Origin of the sequence: Paludisphaera rhizosphaerae, assembly GCF_011065895.1 — a bacterium.
Classification (GTDB): domain Bacteria; phylum Planctomycetota; class Planctomycetia; order Isosphaerales; family Isosphaeraceae; genus Paludisphaera; species Paludisphaera rhizosphaerae.
The window spans coordinates 195,568-211,484 of record NZ_JAALCR010000013.1; the positions used below are offsets into that span (position 1 = coordinate 195,568).

Consider the following 15,917-nt stretch of genomic DNA (forward strand, 5'->3'; position numbering starts at 1 on the left):
GTTAGCCGAACAGGACGTTCGACCACATATTAGGAAGCCAGGGACGGCCATGAGCTCCAAGCCGCGGTTCGCGATCGCGAGCGCGCTCGCGATCGCTTTGCTCTCCTTCGGTGCCGCGAAAGCCCAGGAACCCGCGCCGACGCATCGCCGCGTCGAGCGGTTCGAGATCGGCACCGGCCCGCGCTCGTATTTGCTCTTCGAGCCGGCCGATCCGAAACCGGCGTCAGCTCCGGTGGTCGTGTTCCTGCACGGCTGGTTCTCGGTAAACCCGGCGATCTACGGAGCTTGGATCGATCACCTTGTCCGCAACGGAAAGATCGTCGTCTTCCCGCGCTATCAAAACGACGTCGGGACCTTGCCTCGCGATTTCCTCCCCAACGCGCTGGAGGCGATCCAGGACTCACTCGTCGTGCTGGAGTCTGGGGCGGCTCACGTACGTCCCCAGCGCGATCGGTTCGCACTGATCGGGCATTCGGCGGGTGGAAACCTCACGGCGCAGATCGCCGCGCTCTCTGCTGACCCAGGTTACGGTCTGCCGAAGGTCAGGGCGGCGATGGCCTTCTTCCCCGGCGAGGTCTTCCCGACTCGGGAGCCCTCATTCGACAGGATCCCGGAGAAGACTCTCCTGGTGGTGGCCGTGGGCGAAGAGGACATGCTCGTCGGCGACCTTCGCGGACGGCAGATCTTCTCCCAGGCGACCTCTGTTCCCCGGTCGAGGAAGCGGTTTCTCCTTTATCGCTCGGACAGGCATGGCTATCCCCCGCTCGTCGCGGAGCATACAGCGCCTTCCGGGGCGAATACCCTCCTCGACAACGGCGAGGGGATCCTCAAGAACTTCCAGTTGAGCAAGGGGGACGTGAACGCCCTGGACCGCGCCGGGTTCTGGCGGATCGCCGATGCGACCCTGGAAGCCGCCTTCACGGGTCGAACGCTCGACGAGGCCGCGGCCAATCCCGAGGCGTTCACGCACCTGGGATACTGGAGCGACGGCCGCAAGGTCACCCCACCCCTCATGGCCGACGACCTTGACGGCGTCCCCCGAGTCATCCTTTCCAACGGCATCCGACTCATTCCCTGGGACTGGAACGTCAAGACCGCCGCGGCGACCCGGGAAGATGCGGAAGCTTCGCGGGTGAAGTGACGGCCCCTCCGTTTTCCCGTTCCCCTCGGATCCTCCTCAACGCCGAAAGCCGTCGCGACGCCCCCAGTCCCCCCTGCCCTTCCCTGCTTCCCGACGATCGAATCAGGCTGGCCGTCGGAGTGATCCCGACGCCGCAACCAGCCGATACGAAAGGAGGTCGCCAACCAAGGGACAGGAGGTCGCCCGGGCCATGTCGCGCATGACCAGAAGCAAGCCGCAAGTCGAGCCCGAAGCGATCGACGCCGAGACCGCGATCCAGCAGATCGAGGCCCTCCGACGCCAGGTCACGGCCCTCCAGCGGATCAGCAGCCTGGGCCTTCTGGCCGGCGGCGTGTTCCACGAGCTGAACAACGCCCTGACGCCGATCGTCAGCTACGCCAAGCTCGGCCTTCGCAACCCCGATTCCGCGTATCGCGAACGGGCGCTGAAGAAGATTCAGGAAGCCGCCGACCGGGCCACCACCATCACCGGCTCGATGCTCGGCCTCTCCCGCCCCGGCCGCGACCCGAACCACCGCGAGCCCGTCGACCTGGGCCGGCTGGTTGACGACGTCGTCATGCTGACCTGCAAGGACCTGAATAAACACAACGTGCGGCTCGACGTCCTGACCCCGAGTCGCCCCTTCGCGCGGGTCAACGCGATCCAGATCCAGCAGGTGCTCATCAACCTGCTCATCAACGCACGTCAGTCGATGCCCGAAGGCGGCCTGGTGACGCTCCGACTGGCGACCGATACCACCGGACGGATGGCCGAGGTGAGCGTCGTCGACCAGGGCGTGGGCATCGCGCCCGAAAACCTCCGACGCATCTTCGAGCCCTTCTTCTCGACCAAGAACGGCCCCGACGACGTCGGCCAGGGGGGGACCGGCCTGGGCCTCGCCGTCTGCCGCGATATCATCGAGGCTCACCACGGCCGCATCCGCGCCGAGAGCCGCCGAGGCAAGGGCTCCACGTTCACCCTTCTCCTCCCCTCCTGCCCTCCTCCCGCCGCCGCCGAGCCCCGCGTCGGCGCGGCGTGATCAGCGTCGTTTCGCGGCCGTGGATGGGTTCGCGAAATTGTCGGGGTCCACGATCCTCGGACACTCCGGCAGCGAGTTCAGGAACGTCTTGCCGTAGGGTTTGGTAAGGACCCGGGGGTCGAGGATCGCGACGATCCCGCGATCGGTTCGAGTGCGGATCAGGCGGCCGAAGCCCTGCTTGAGCTTGATGACGGCCTCGGGGATCTGGTACTCGACGAACGGGTTGCCGCCTCGGCGGCGGATGTCCTCCAGGCGGGCCTCCAACAGGGGATGCGTTGGGACCGAGAACGGCAGCCGGACGATGATGACGTTCGAGAGGGCCTCGCCGGGGACGTCCACCCCCTGCCAGAAGCTGTCGGCCCCGAAAATGACGCTGTTGAGGTCGCTCTTGAACGCCTCCACCATCTTCGACCGCGGCATGCCGTCGCTCTGCGCGAAGAGGGCGATGTTCCGCTCGGCCAGCCAGGGCGTGAGCGCCCGCGCGGCGGCCTCCAGCATCTTGTAAGACGTAAACAGAACGAACGCCTTCCCCTGGGTCCGCTCCAGATAGTGGGCGATCGCCCCGATCACCTCCCGCTCGAAGTTCTGCGGGTCCGTCGAGGGATCGGGCAGGTTCCTGGCCAGGTGGATCTTCACCTGGTTCGGGTAATCGAACGGGCTCCCCAGCGCGAGCGTTTCGGCCCGTGTCAGGCCGACTCGCGACTTGAAGAAATCAAACTTGGGAGGCGAGCCGACGCAGAGGGTCGCCGAGGTCAGCACGCACGTCGGGACCTTCTCGAAGAGCGTTCGCCGCAACGTCGGGCCCACGTCCAACGGCGCGGAGGCCAACTTCACCCGCCGGCGAGCCCCCGCCTCGGCCTCGACCCAGTAGACCTGTCCTTCGACGGCCTGCCGGACCCACGTCCGGACCTCCTCCGAGAGCATCTCGCAACGGTCGCTGGCGGCGGACAACTCCACAAGTTGGTCGGCCGACTCGATCGTTTCGGCCCCGTAGTCGATGGCGGTGGAGAGCTTCTTGAGCTCCTCGGCGAGAGCGTCGGTCACTTCGATCGGTCGTCGCACACGGGCCGTCGGGCTGGACTGCCGTGTGTGCCATTGAGAAACCTGGTCGAAAAAATCCTCGGCGGCCGTCCGCACCCGCCGCACCTGAGCCATCGCGTCGCCGAGCTTCAAGCCCGCCAGGATCCCCTTGCCGGTGCGTTCGTTGTAGAGGCGGGCGAGCGAGTAATCGAGCCCGATGTTTGAGAACTGAATCCCGAGGTGCTCGCCGGCGACGGCCTCCAGGGTGTGGGCCTCGTCGAAGATCGCCACGTCGTACTCGGGCAGGAGCCCGTAGCCGGCCGACCGCATTGCCAGGTCGCTGACGAACAGCGCATGGTTGACGATCAGGATGTTCGCCGTCCAGACGCGTCGCCGAGCCTGGAAATAGAAGCAGTCCTTGTAGCGTGGGCACTGCTTTCCGAGGCAATTGCCGTTCTCGCTTTGGACGGCGTCCCACACCGAGTGGAGCGGTTTGAAGTCGAGGTCGGAGCGGGTGCCGTCCTGCGTCTTCCCGGCCCACATCTTCATCTCAGCGAGTTGGTCGTATTCCTCGGGCCTGTTGAACGTCGACCCAGCGCGGGCGGCGGCCCCGTCCAGGCGTCGCAGGCTGATGTAGTTGCCCCGCCCCTTCACGAGGACGGCCGTGAACTCCTGGGGCATGATCGACCGGAGGAACGGGACGTCTTTCTGGAGGAGTTGCTCCTGAAGGGCGATCGTATGAGTCGAGACGACGACCTTCTTCTTCTGCTCGACGGCCGCCATGATCGCCGGCACGAGGTAGGCGAAGCTCTTGCCGACCCCCGTCCCGGCCTCGACGACCAGGTGCCCCCCCTGATCGATCGCGCGGGCGACGGCGTCCGTCATGCGGAGTTGCTCGTCGCGGACCTCATAACGAGGGAGCCGCCGGGCCGCCGCGCCATCGGGGCCGAGGATCGAACGAGGGTCCAATGGCATGCGCTGCGTCCGTCCCTGATGGCTGGTTTGGTTGACGACCCAACGCTTTTGGTTACGAGTCCTGGGAAGACGGCGATAGCGGCCTTCCCCCCTTGAGGGGGAAGGTGCCCCGCAGGGGCGGATGAGGGGTGGAGATCCAGGGGCCTTCGGGCTCGAAAGCTCCCCTGCATCCCAAGGCGGTCCGCCCCCTCATCTGACCGCTTCGCGGTCTGTCTTCCCCCTCGAGGGGGGAAGACGTTTTCGTGACCGCCTCACCCCCGCCCGATCATCCCCTGGGTCGGGCTCGACGCCGTGGCGTACAGCTTCTTGGGGATCCGTCCCGCACCGGCGGCGAGTCGACCGGACTCGACGGCCAGTCGCATCGCGTGGGCCATTCGGAGCGGGTCCAATGCGCCGGCGATGCCCGTGTTGAGCAGGACGCCGTCGCAGCCCAACTCCATCGCCTGGGCGACGTCGCTGGCCGTCCCCACGCCGGCGTCGATGATGACCGGGTAGTTTGGGTCGTTCCCCTTCAGGTCTTCCAGAATGATCCGGATGTTGTTGGGGTTGAGCACCCCCTGACCGCTGCCGATCGGGCTCCCGGCCGGCATGACCGAGGCCGCCCCCGCCTCCTTGAGCCGACGCGCCATGATCGGGTCGTCGCTCGTGTAGCAGAGCACGTGGAAGCCTTCGGCCACCAGGATCTTGGTGGCTTCGAGCGTGGCCACCGGATCGGGCAGGAGCGTGCGCTGGTCGGCCAGGACCTCCAGCTTGACCCAATCCGCCCCCGGATTGCCGAGTCCGCTCAACAGCTCGCGGCCGAGTCGGGCCGTCCGCAGCGATTCCTCGGCGTTGAAGCAGCCGGCCGTGTTGGGGAGGATCGTGTACCGCTTGGGGTCGAGGAAGTCGAGGAGGTTGCGGCCCTCGCGGTCGAAGAGACGCTCACGACGGACGGCCACCGTGACGACGTCGCAGCCGCTGGCCTCCAGGCAGTCGCGCATCAACTCCAGCGTCGTGTACTTGCCGGTCCCGACAAACAGCCGGCTCCGGACCGTGTGGCCGCCGATCGTCAGGGGAGCCGCTGCGATTCCCTCATCGGGGCCTCCGCCGCCGACGAGGGTCACGATCTCCACCGCGTCTCCGTCGGAGACGGGCGTTTCGGCGTGCCGGGCCCGGACGACCAGGTCGCGGTTGACCTCCACGGCGACGTGCTCGGACTTCAGTTCCAGCAGGCCGAGCAGCCTCGACACCGTGAGGCCCTCGGGTACGTCGCGACGCTGGCCGTTGAGCGTGATCTCCACGTTGGATCTACCGCCTTGCGACCCGCCCGAAGCCGGTGAAATCCTGAGAATCCCGGCTCTCAAGCACCCTCCGCGGCGCGGTCCGCATCAAAATGTCAGGGAAGACCGGCCGCCCCGGGACGGCCCCCCGTCATCGTATCCCCCGCGACGCAAAGGAATCAAGCACGCCACGACCCTCCTGAAGCACGACGGCCGCTCGCAACGGACGTTCCGTCCTGCGCGATTGAAATGCCCGCAGATCGCCGGAATCCCTGGCTGGACCGTCCAGAGTCGATGATCCAGGCTCATTCTACTACTCAGAGCGGAGCGCCTGACGCCTCTGCTCCGTGGCTCGTTGACAATTCGACTGCAAGATCAGACGCCAGTCCGCGGATCGGTTTTCTCGCCGAACAAAGCCAATTCCGGAAGCCGATTTTTCGCCTTAAGCGTCCATTGAATCAACGGGTTCCGTCAAACTGGCTTTGAACGTCTCCCTCGGAAACGAACCCGCCGGCGAGCCCGCCGAGGAGAGGCCGGGGCATGGCGGACGGTTCGCGGCGGAGTTATGCTGACGGAGCGAATGGGGCGGGCGCGCGGTCAACGATCGCGGGGTAGCTGGGGACGGTGGGACGACGCCATGGGCGCGATCATCGTGCTGGCCGAAGATGAACCCGACCTCCGGGCCCTCTACGCCGAGTGCCTCCGGCGGCTGGGCTACGTCGTCTGGGAGGCGGCGGACGGGGTCGAGGCGACGGACCAGGTCCGCACCCACCGCCCCGACGTCCTGCTCCTGGACCACTGGATGCCGGTGCTCAACGGCCTGGAGGTCCTGGAACAGCTTCGAGACGCTCGCGAGGCCATCGGCCTGAAGGTCGTCATGCTCACCCATCAGCGCGACGCCGAGACCCGTCTCGAAGGATTCGCACTTGGCGCCAGCGCCTACTGGACCAAGGATCTTTCGCTGGCCGAGCTGGGGGCACGGATCCAGGCCCTGCTGGACCCCGCCAACGCCTGACTCGTTCCCCAACGGCCCATCGGACCCACCATGCTCGACCCTTACCAGGAACGCCTCGACTACCTCTACGGTCGTCTGGACTATGAGCGGGTGGGCATGCCCCGAGGCCTCGCCGAGCTTGGCCTGGGTCGGATGCGAAGGCTGATGGCTCGACTGGGCGACCCCCAGGACAGCCTGCGGATCATCCACATCGCCGGGACCAAGGGGAAGGGCTCGACCGCCGCCATGGCGGCCGCGGCGCTTTCGGCGTCGGGGGTGACGACCGGGCTGTACACGTCGCCGCACCTCAACCGTCTGGAAGAGCGCTACCTGATCGATGGGGTCATGATCACCCCCGAGGATCTGGTGGCCCTGGTGGACGAGGTGCGGGCGGCGGTTGAGAAACTGGACGCGGCCGGTCGACCTGGGGCGACGTTCTTCGAGATCACGACCGCCGTGGCCCTCCTCTACTTCGCCCGCCGCAAGGTGGGGGCCGTGGTGTTGGAGGTCGGCATGGGAGGGCGGCTGGATTCGACGAACGTGGTTCGGCCGCTCGTGTCGGTTGTGACCAGCATCGCCCTCGACCACACGAGGCAACTCGGTGACACGCTGGGAGCCATCGCCGGCGAGAAGGCGGGGATCTTCAAGAGAGGGATCCCCGCAGTCAGCGGCGTTCAGGAGGACGAGCCCCGCGCCGTGATCCGACGAATCGCCGCGGCCCGTCGATGCCCGTTCCGTGAGATCGACGTCGACTTCCGCTACGAAGCCTTCGATCCGGTCCCCCCACTGGATGGGCCGACGCCAGGCAAGGCGGCCGTGAAGACCTGGCGGACCGACTGGGGAACGATGGACGTCCCTCTGCTGGGCCCTCACCAGGCCCACAACCTGGCCGTCTGCCTGGCGACGCTCGACGCCCTCGCGGAGGCCGAACCGGCGCTGGGCGTCGATCCGGAGACCGCCGCGAGGGGCTTCGCCGGTTTGAGCTGGCCGGCGAGGGTGGAAGTGATGGGGAGCCGCCCGTGGGTCGTCGTCGACGGCGCCCACAATGTGGCCTCGGCCCGCGCCCTCGCCGAGACCCTCCGCAAGCACTTCCCGGACGTTCCCCGCACCCTGGTTTTCGGAACGACCCGTGAGAAGGACCTCGAAGGCCAGCTCCGAGAGTTGCTGCCGCTGTTCGAGACCCGGATCGCCACCCAGTACGCCCACAACCCCCGCGCTGTGATGGCCGAGGAGACGGCTGCCGCAGCCAAGGCGATCGACGGACGGCCCATCAATGTGATCGAAGACCCTGCCGAGGCCCTCGCCGTCGCCCAAAGAGTCACGGGGCCCAACGGCCTGATCTGCGTGACCGGCTCCCTGTTCCTCGCGGCCGAGGCCCGAGCGATCCTCCTCGATCGATCGACCACCCCCGCGCCGGCCTCAACTTGACCTGCCTCTGGAGATTCATGAGCGATGAGTGATGGATTCTGGCTGAGGGTCGGCGCCGCCTGGGGCTTCCTCGCCGTGGCGATGGGGGCTTTCGGCGCCCACGGGCTCAAGGAGCGTCTCGACCAGATCGGCCGGGCCGACAACTTCCACACCGCGGCCCAGTATCACATGTACATCGCCCTGGCCCTGGTGGCCGTCGGCCTGCTTCGGCTGACAGGTCGATCGGGCGCTGCGGTCCGGACGGCGGGTTGGACGTTCCTCGTCGGCTCAATGATCTTCTCGGGAACGCTGTACGCACTGAGCCTGACCGGGATACGCTGGCTGGGAGCGATCACGCCGATCGGCGGAGTTCTGATCATGATCGGCTGGGCGGCCCTGGCCGTCGCGGCCGGCCCCGTCGCCAAACCGACTTCAGCCGCCCTGGAAACGACGACGTCCGCGTCCATCAACGAGTTCAGATGAAAGGCGATTCGATTCCTGCCATGAGCAGCTTCATCATCTCCGTCACCGCGGCCGACCGAGTCGGCATCGTCTTCTCGGTGACGGGAGCCCTGCTGGACCTCGGCGGCAACGTCCTGGAGCTGAGCCAGACGGTCATGCGGGGGTACTTCACGATCATCCTGGAGGCTGAGTTCCAGACCCCTCGCACCCGCGAGCAGATCGTCGAGGCCATCCACGACCGGGGCCGTCGCTTCGACCTCCAGGTGCAGGTGACCGAGATCAAGAACGGCCGCAGCGAGCCGCAAGTTCCTACGGGCGAGCGGTTCATCCTCACCGTTCTGGGCGACGACAGCCCGGGCATCGTCCACAACATCGCCGGCTCGTTGGCGGCCCACGGCGCGAACATCGTCGACCTGCACGCCCGCGTCGACGGCTCGCGGTTCTCCCTGGTCATGGAAGCCCTGATCCCCCACGACCTGACGCCGGCTGCGATCCGGTCCGAGCTGGAACGCTACGGCAAGGCCCACAAGCTGGAGGCCTTCGTCCAGCACGAGAACATCTTCGCCGCCACCACCGAGCCCAGCCCCGTCCGCATCGGCGCGGCGCTCCGCAGCCAAGGAGAGAGCCTTGCATCGCACTGAAGACGTCCTGGCCACGCTCAGCATGATCCGCCAGCACAAGCTGGACGTGCGGACCGTCACGATGGGCATCGATCTGGCCCCCTGCTCCTCGCCCGACGTCACCGTCCTGTGCGACCGCATCCGCACGCGGCTCGTCCATTACGCCGGCCGGCTGCGGGCCGTCTGCCGCGAGGTCGAGGACCGTTACGGCATCCCGATCGTCAACCGCCGAATCGCCGTCAGCCCGATCGGCCGGGTCGCCGCCGGGCAGAAGGCTGAAGGCCTGCTCGCCGTCGCGCGGACGCTCGACGAGGTGGCGGCCGAGGTCGGCGTCGATCTCGTCGGCGGCTTCACTGCCCTGGTCCAGAAGGGTTGGACCGACAGCGAGCGTCGGCTGATCGCCGCGCTGCCGGAGGTCCTCTCGACGACCAAGCGGGTCTGCTCGTCGGTGAACGTGGGGTCGACGGCGGCCGGGATCAACATGGACGCCGTCGCCGCGCTGGGACACGTCCTGAAGGACACGGCCGAGCGGACGAAGGACCACGACGGCTTCGGCTGCGCCAAGCTCGTGATCTTCGGCAACGCCACCAACGACAACCCGTTCATGGCCGGTGCTTTCCACGGCCAGGGCGAGACCGACTGCGTCATCAACATCGGCGTGAGCGGGCCGGGCGTGGTCAAGGCGGCCGTCGAGGACCTCGTCGCCCACGCCCCCACGCGGCCGACGCTCGGCGAGATCGCCGAGGAGATCAAGAGCACGGCCTTCCGCGTCACCCGCGTCGGCGAGTTGATCGGCCGCGAGGTCGCCGCCCGGCTGGGCGTGGCCTTCGGGATCGTCGACCTTTCGCTGGCGCCGACGCCGCAGGTCGGCGACTCGGTCGGCGAGATCCTCCAGGCGATGGGCGTCTCGCGGCTGGGCGGGCCGGGCTCGACGGCCGCGCTCGCTCTGCTCAACGACGCGGTGAAGAAGGGCGGAAGCTTCGCCAGCTCCAGCGTCGGCGGGCTTTCCGGGGCGTTCGTCGCGGTCAGCGAGGATGCCGCGCTCGCCCGCGCGGTGGAGGCCGGCGACCTGACTCTCGCCAAGCTGGAGGCGATGACCGCCGTCTGCTCGGTCGGCCTGGACATGATCGCCGTCCCCGGCGACACCGACGCCGAGACGCTCTCAGCCCTCATCGCCGATGAAGTGGCCATCGGCGTCATCAACCACAAGACGACGGCCGTCCGGGTCATCCCGGTCCCGGGCAAGAAGGCCGGCGAACGGGCCGTCTTCGGGGGTCTCTTCGGCGAGATGGACATCCTCCCCATCCACGCCGCCGGCGGCTCCGCCGACTTCGTCCGCCACGGGGGTCGCATTCCTGCACCCCTATCGAGCCTGAGAAACTGACGCCATGCGGCGGGCTCTCGCGCCCGCCGCTTTCCCCTTGGCAGACGGAGGGAGGGCGGCTACACTCCCCGACGATCGACCTCGGGCCGGTTCCCTGGCCCACCACGGATGGCATCCACGCATCAAGGAAGGATCGAGACATGCTCACGCCGACCGCGGTCTCTCGCGCATTGGGCGTCCTCGGGGTGATCGGCTTCATGGCTCTGGCGACCACCTCGTCGATCGCCACCGCGGGCCGCCAGCAAGACCCCATCGCTCCGGCCCTTCCCTCGTTCGAGGACCCCAAGGAGCCATCGGCCGCGCCCGCACCTGCGATCCAGGCCCCGCCGCCGCCGGTCGACGCCGCTCCAGCTCCCAGGGAGCCCGAACCGCTCAAGGATCTCCCCCCGGCCCCCGAGGAACCGGCTCTCGACGTGGCCCCGCCCGTCGAGCCCAAGCCGAAGCAGCCCAAGGCTGCACCGGCCGCCGTCGAGGAGTCGACCAATCCTCTGCCCCCGGCCCGCGAACTGGAGCCGCCGCCGGCAGCGCCGGCCGCCCGCGTCTCTGCTCCTGAGCGGGAGCCCGTACGTCGCACCTCGGCGTCCGCTGAGCCGGCCGTCGACGACCCCGACGCCAGGGCTCGCACCTTCGTCGAGAAGAACCAGCGCGAGGCCGATGAGCAACTCAAGGCGCTTCGCGAGGAGGCCGCTCAGTTGAAGACCCGCCTCGCCCGCGTTGAGGCCGGCATCCGCCGCTGGGAGGCCCTCGCCGAGGCCCTCGACCGCAGCCAGGAGCGGGCCTCCACGCAACCGCGGACCGGCGCCGTCGATGGCACCCCTCGGACCACCCGCGGCGGCGTCCAGTACATCATCCCCAGCGGCGGCCCGGGCGTCGTGATCCAGTCTCAGCCGGTCACGAGGGCGGATTACGTCCCCGCCCCCCTGCCCCGCTGAGACCGGCGTGACTGATTTCAAGCGGCCTGGGACTCCGAGAGGAGGCTCCGGGTCGCTTCATGCGCGGGGGCCTCGAACAACTGGTCGGGCGCCCCCGACTCGACCACGAGCCCCTCGCCGAAGACGTGGATGACGCTCGCGACCTTGCGGGCGAACCCCATCGCGTGGGTGACCACGATCATCGTCTGACCGTCTCGGGCCAGGTCGGTCATGACGGCCAGAACCTCGCCCGTCATCTTCGGATCGAGGGCGCTGGTGGGCTCGTCGAAGAGCATGACCTCGGGCTCCATCGCCAAGGCTCGGGCGATGGCCACTCGCTGCTGCTGCCCCCCGGAGAGCTCACGCGGACGAGCGTCAAGGCGATGGAGCATCCCGACGCGGTCCAGGAGCTTCTTCGCCCGTTCGACGGCCTCGGCCTTCGGCAGACCCAGGACGTGGATCGGCGCCTCGATCACATTCTGAAGCACCGTTTGGTGAGCGAAGAGGTTGAAGCTCTGGAAAACCATCCCCATCCGCCGGCAGACCCTGCGAGCGGCTTTCGCGTGCTCGGCCGGCGTCTGTGAGGCGTCCAGCACGAGCCCGTCGATGGCGACCCGTCCGTCCTGGAAGGGTTCGAGGCCGTTGAGACAGCGCAGGAACGTGCTCTTGCCGCTGCCGGAAGGTCCGATCAGGCAGGCGACCTCCCCTTTCGAGACCTCCATGTCGACGCCTCGCAGGACGTCGACGGAGCCGAACCGCTTGACCAGTTTCGTGACCTCGATCATCCCATCACCCCCTTCACGCCCGCGGCGTCCAGGCGTCGCTCCGACCAACGTGCGAACCACGACAGCGGCAGACTCATCGCCAGATAGATCAGGGCCGTCGCGGTAGCGAACTCGATCACAGCTCGCGTGCTGTTGGCCAGGATCGAGTACTCCTTCGTCAACTCGACCAGCGTGATCACCGAGCAGACCGACGTATCCTTGAACAGAGCGATGAAGTCGTTGGAAACCGGCGGAATCACCATCCTCACAGCCTGCGGCACGATGATCCGCCGAAGCGCGGTGAACTTGGACATCCCCAGCGCCAGCGCGGCCTCCATCTGCCCCTTCGGCACGGCCTGCAGCCCGGCGCGGTAGATCTCGGCCTCATAGGCCGAATAGTTCATCGCCAGCCCGGCGATGCCCGCGACCCACGGGTCGAGCTTGAGCAGGAAGAACAGGACGTAGAGCTGGAGCATTAGCGGAGTGCCGCGGATCACCTCGACGTATGTGGCGAGCACCCCGCGAAGCCAGCCCGGCCCGTACAGCCGACCGAGGGCGACCGACAGGCCGATCGCCATCGCCAGGGGCATGGAGCCGAACGACAGGCCGAGAGTGACCAGAGCCGCGTCGTACAGTCGGCCCCAGTAGTGGGCGACCATCCCCCACCCACGGGTCGTCTCGGGTCCAGCCGTCGCCGCAAGCGGGGCCGTGAAGCTCGCCAGTTCGCCCTGGAGATCGTTCCAGATCCCGTACTTCTCGAAGATCCGCCGCAGTTCGCCGGAGGACGTCATCCGCCCAAGCCCGGCGTCGAGTGCGTCGCGCAGCGCGGGGTCGGACTTCCGCGCGTAGATGACGTAGTAGCCCCGTGAGACGGGCTGGCCGACCGTCTCCAGCTCGGGATACGAATCCTTATAGAAGGCCACCGCCGGAACGTCCTGGAGCGTGAAATCGTACTGGCCGTTCTGGACGGCGAGCATCGCGTCGGTCGCGCCGTCGAAGCGGATGACCTTGATGCTCTCGCCCGACTGGTCGTAGGCGAAGTCGTCGGCCGCCGATGCCGTCAGAACGGCCACGGTCCATTTCCGGCCGTCGGCGCGGGGCGTTTTCAACTCGTCCCAGGTTCGGACGGGCGTTCCCTTCGGCCCCATCAACTGGAGTTGATAGATGTAATACGGGCGGGTCGCCAGGTAGTCCTCGGCGCGCGCGGGGCTCCACTCATAGCCGTTGACGACGACGTCGTAGCGGCCGGAATCCAGCACCCAGAGCAGCTTGTCCCACTGGCCCTGGGAAAACTCCGCCGAGACCTCCTTGCCCAGCTCGCGAGCGAGCCGGTCCATGATCTCGACTTCAAAGCCAGTGACGGATCGAGGATCGTCGGGATTGGGATAGGCGTAAGGGCCTCCCCCTTCCATGTCGCTCCCGTAGCGGAGAGCCTTGCGGTCGCGGACGTCTTGCAGCGTATCGCCCAGAACGGGCGCGGCGAGACAAAGAATCGCGAGAATCGACGCCAGAATGGGCGTCGAAAGGCGGCGGCTCGGAGATCGGCCGCGGGTGGATCGGTTCGCGTCTGCATCGGATTCCGATGCGCCCGGCTCTTCTTCCATCAAGGGTTCCTTTTCCGGCCCACAGGCCTTGCGAAAGCGCAAACGGACTCATCGGGGCGGGTACGCTCGCCCGCTGATATTCTTACATAGCGATCGGGGCGTGAAAACCCTTGATTTGACTCACTCAGCCCGAGGAGCGTCCTGATCGGCGGAAGGAAGACGCGCTGGGGGGCTTTCGGGCCGAGGAGCCACGGCTTTCCCACGACGTCGCGACGATTCGCTCCGGCCGCGAGGCGTCCGATCGGGCGTGAGCCGGGTCAGTCGGCCGACGTAGAACCGATGCCCTCGCCACTGAACGTGGTTGTTCAGCAGCGCGTCGAACCAGAGGGGCAGAAGCATCAGGTCCTTGATCGGGCTGAAGATCAGATCCCGCACCCTGGGAAACGTCCCTCGGAGCCGACGCGTCTGAACGGCGTCGCGCACCATCTCGAGGCCGAACAGGCCAAGCATTCCGCCCCACGCGAATCCCGACTCCGCCGAGCAAGCCCAGACAAGGCCGATCATCGCCAGGTTCGCCAGCGGCTCAGCGGCGAAGGCCGGCAGCGCCAGCCTTCGGCGAATCTTGAACCATCGTGAGTGGCGATTGAGGAACCAGGTGAAACCTCGTCGGCGGTTCACATTCTCGATGACGTGGTGGCTCAGCCGAATGGAGTACCCGGCCTTGCGGACGAGCATCCCGATGACTTGATCCTCGGCCAGCAGATTACGGACCGAGGCGAAGCCGCCGATGGCCTGGAGGACGGACGCTCGCAGCATCATCGACTTGCCGACGACGCAGGTCACCCCCAGCATCGAAGCCAGCGCCATTCCCCCGGCGATGTACCCATTGATCTGGAGGTTTTCCATGGCCGCCGCCGGGTGCTCCTCGCCAACACCGACGAACAGGTTCGTCACCAGTCCCACGCTGGGGTCGGCCAGGTGGCAGACGGTTTCGCGGAGATAATCGGGCCGGGCGTGGACGTTGGAATCGCTGATCAGGAGGATCTCGTGGCGACGGAACGGCTCCATCGCCGCCAGGCTCTCAACCTTGGGATTGCGTCCGAACGGCGGACAGCCGACGACCAGCCGCGCATCGCGTTCAGGATGCTCGGCCATCAGCTTGCGGACCACGTTCGTCGCCGGGTCGGAGGCTTCCGCCACGCAGAAGATGAGTTGATAGGCCGGGTAGTCCAGGGTGAAGAAACTCGCCAGATTCTGCGCGAGCCCCTCGTCGAGCCCCTTGAGCGGTTTGAAGATCGTGATCGGTGGAGTGTAATCGGTGGGAAGGCCGCGCCGTCGCCTGAGCACCCAGAAGAGGCAGGCGGTCGACGACAGAGTCGCCGTGACGGCGATCACCACCGCTGCAACCAGGAGGAAGTCGGCGGTCTGGTAGGACGTCATGCGGACTCCGAGGCCGTCACAGGCCGGAGAGGATGGAGGGATGACCGACCGACGTCATCGTCGAAATTCGATCATACCGTCCGCCGCGTTTTCCTCCAATCCGGGAAAACCGGCCCAAGGAGGGAACCCGCGTCGTGAAGCGGCGGCGGAAGGCGTGGTAGACTTGGGTTTTCGCTGCGAAGGCGCAAGATTCGAGGAAGGGAGACTTCGATGACCCGTCGCTCCTGCGCGATCCTGGCGGCCCTGTTTCCACTGGTCGTCGTTCCCCGGGCGTTCGCTCAGTCTCAAGAAGCCGCGAAGACCGATGCCGAAGATCCCACGGCCAGGCCGCGGGCTCGGATGGTCCAGCGCCACCTGGCCGAGCGTGGCATCAAGGACCCCCGAGTGCTTGACGCCTTCCGGACCGTCCCGCGCCACAAATTCCTCCCCCCCGGCTCCAATCGCCAGGCTTACGACGACGAGTCGATCCCGATCGGCGAGGGCCAGACGATCACGCCGCCGTACGACGTGGCCTTCATGACTGAGGTCCTCGATCCCAAGCCGACCGATCGCGTCTACGAGGTCGGCACCGGTTCGGGCTACCAGTCGGCGATCCTCTCGCGGTTGGTGAAGGACGTCTACTCGGTGGAGATCCACGCACCACTCGGCGAGCGTGCGGCGAAGGTCCACAAGGAGTTGGGTTACACCAACATCCACACGAAGATCGGCGACGGTTACGAGGGATGGCCTGACGCCGCCCCGTTCGACGCGATCATCGTCACCTGCGCCCCCCAGCGAATTCCCAAGCCGCTGGTCGACCAGCTCAAAGACGGCGGCCGCATGGTGATCCCCCTGGGCGACCGCTTCACGCAGAGCGTCTGGTTGGTCGTCAAGAAGAACGGCCGGCTGATCGAGAAAGAGCTGAAGCCGACCCTGTTCGTCCCGATGACCGGCAAGGCGCTCAAGGAACCCGCCGAGCCCAAGGCGAAGGCCGATTGA

The 15,917-nt window shown here is 67.1% G+C and carries 14 protein-coding genes; 9 read left to right on the plus strand and 5 right to left on the minus strand.

Annotation, left to right across the window (positions count from 1 at the left end):
* Window positions 1-49 precede the first annotated feature (49 nt).
* Window positions 50-1,141, plus strand: coding sequence for an alpha/beta hydrolase (locus G5C50_RS18255; RefSeq protein WP_165071654.1), 1,092 nt, complete (start codon window positions 50-52; stop codon window positions 1,139-1,141).
* A 190-nt stretch (window positions 1,142-1,331) separates the two neighbouring features.
* On the plus strand, window positions 1,332-2,159 hold the full coding sequence (locus G5C50_RS18260; RefSeq protein ID WP_240907160.1) for a sensor histidine kinase: 828 nt from the start codon (window positions 1,332-1,334) through the stop codon (window positions 2,157-2,159).
* Here the strand turns inward: G5C50_RS18260 and G5C50_RS18265 are convergent, their stop codons facing one another.
* Together G5C50_RS18265 and thiS are read right to left on the minus strand one after the other, a co-directional pair.
* Window positions 2,160-4,154, minus strand: a complete 1,995-nt coding sequence (locus G5C50_RS18265) for an ATP-dependent DNA helicase (RefSeq protein ID WP_165071655.1) — start codon at window positions 4,152-4,154, stop codon at window positions 2,160-2,162. It lies immediately after the preceding gene.
* A gap of 251 nt (window positions 4,155-4,405) precedes the next feature.
* On the minus strand, window positions 4,406-5,434 hold the full coding sequence (gene thiS, locus G5C50_RS18270) for a sulfur carrier protein ThiS (protein WP_165071657.1): 1,029 nt from the start codon (window positions 5,432-5,434) through the stop codon (window positions 4,406-4,408).
* A 616-nt stretch (window positions 5,435-6,050) separates the two neighbouring features.
* On the opposite strand from thiS, the gene G5C50_RS18275 reads away from it, so the two are divergent.
* From G5C50_RS18275 to G5C50_RS18300, 6 genes are all read left to right on the plus strand, one after another.
* A complete protein-coding gene (locus G5C50_RS18275; protein ID WP_165071659.1) occupies window positions 6,051-6,428 on the plus strand; it encodes a response regulator transcription factor in 378 nt (125 codons plus the stop codon).
* Between the two features lie 30 nt (window positions 6,429-6,458).
* Window positions 6,459-7,835, plus strand: coding sequence for a bifunctional folylpolyglutamate synthase/dihydrofolate synthase (locus G5C50_RS18280; RefSeq protein ID WP_165071661.1), 1,377 nt, complete (start codon window positions 6,459-6,461; stop codon window positions 7,833-7,835).
* A gap of 24 nt (window positions 7,836-7,859) precedes the next feature.
* A complete protein-coding gene (locus G5C50_RS18285) occupies window positions 7,860-8,297 on the plus strand; it encodes a DUF423 domain-containing protein (protein WP_165071662.1) in 438 nt (145 codons plus the stop codon).
* A 20-nt stretch (window positions 8,298-8,317) separates the two neighbouring features.
* The gene (locus G5C50_RS18290; protein ID WP_240907168.1) at window positions 8,318-8,917 is read left to right on the plus strand and encodes a glycine cleavage system protein R; all 600 of its coding nucleotides are present in this window, start codon (window positions 8,318-8,320) and stop codon (window positions 8,915-8,917) included.
* Window positions 8,904-10,280: a PFL family protein gene (locus G5C50_RS18295; RefSeq protein WP_165071664.1), complete on the plus strand. Its 1,377-nt coding sequence runs from the start codon at window positions 8,904-8,906 to the stop codon at window positions 10,278-10,280. Before G5C50_RS18290 ends, G5C50_RS18295 begins: the two co-directional genes overlap by 14 nt.
* 140 nt (window positions 10,281-10,420) lie before the next feature.
* The gene (locus G5C50_RS18300) at window positions 10,421-11,212 is read left to right on the plus strand and encodes a hypothetical protein (RefSeq protein ID WP_165071666.1); all 792 of its coding nucleotides are present in this window, start codon (window positions 10,421-10,423) and stop codon (window positions 11,210-11,212) included.
* Window positions 11,213-11,229: 17 nt separating this feature from the next.
* On the opposite strand, the gene G5C50_RS18305 is transcribed toward G5C50_RS18300, so the two are convergent.
* The 3 genes from G5C50_RS18305 to G5C50_RS18315 form a co-directional block, all read right to left on the minus strand.
* Window positions 11,230-11,976: an amino acid ABC transporter ATP-binding protein gene (locus tag G5C50_RS18305; RefSeq protein ID WP_165071667.1), complete on the minus strand. Its 747-nt coding sequence runs from the start codon at window positions 11,974-11,976 to the stop codon at window positions 11,230-11,232.
* The gene (locus tag G5C50_RS18310; protein WP_165071668.1) at window positions 11,973-13,559 is read right to left on the minus strand and encodes an ABC transporter permease subunit; all 1,587 of its coding nucleotides are present in this window, start codon (window positions 13,557-13,559) and stop codon (window positions 11,973-11,975) included. The genes G5C50_RS18305 and G5C50_RS18310 overlap by 4 nt, the downstream gene beginning before the upstream one ends.
* Before the next feature lie 120 nt (window positions 13,560-13,679).
* Window positions 13,680-14,939, minus strand: a complete 1,260-nt coding sequence (locus G5C50_RS18315; protein WP_165071670.1) for a ceramide glucosyltransferase — start codon at window positions 14,937-14,939, stop codon at window positions 13,680-13,682.
* Window positions 14,940-15,149: 210 nt separating this feature from the next.
* Between G5C50_RS18315 and G5C50_RS18320 the strand changes: the two genes are divergently transcribed.
* Complete coding sequence (locus G5C50_RS18320) at window positions 15,150-15,917, plus strand: protein-L-isoaspartate(D-aspartate) O-methyltransferase (protein ID WP_165071671.1); 768 nt, start codon at window positions 15,150-15,152, stop codon at window positions 15,915-15,917.